The sequence below is a fragment of the Yersinia alsatica genome, assembly GCF_902170305.1.
Lineage (GTDB): Bacteria > Pseudomonadota > Gammaproteobacteria > Enterobacterales > Enterobacteriaceae > Yersinia > Yersinia alsatica.
The window spans coordinates 1-410 of record NZ_CABHWW010000017.1 but is presented as its reverse complement, the minus strand read 5'-3'; the positions used below and the strand labels follow the sequence as shown (position 1 = coordinate 410).

Sequence of the window (410 nt, the reverse complement as noted above, 5' to 3'; positions counted from 1 at the left end):
GGTGGCACCCAGACCAGCCTGACCGCGACCACCAATAACAGCGGGGTGGCGACAGCGGCGCTGGTGAGTCTGGTGGCGGGGGATCATCCGGTAACGGCTGCAGTGGGAAGCAATGTCACAGTACCGAAGAACTCGACCTTTATCGCCGATGAAACCACCGCAGTGATTATGGAGACCGACTTCAGTGTCGCCAGCGGGGCAGTGGCTAACAACAGTGCCACCAATGCACTGAGTGCCACAGTGAGGGATGGTAATGGCAATGCGGTGCCAAATGTGAGTGTTACTTTTGTCGTCACTGGTGGGGCGACCTTTGCCGGTGGTACCCAGACCAGCCTGACCGCGACCACCAATAATAGCGGGGTGGCGACAGCGGCACTGGTGAGTCTGGTGGCGGGCGATCACCCGGTAAC

1 protein-coding gene is annotated in these 410 nt (G+C 60.0%); it reads left to right on the top strand.

Annotated elements, in window-relative coordinates; all coding sequences use genetic code 11:
• The coding region (locus FTA96_RS11455) for an Ig-like domain-containing protein (RefSeq protein ID WP_145573853.1) at positions 1–410 on the top strand (410 nt) is incomplete at both ends.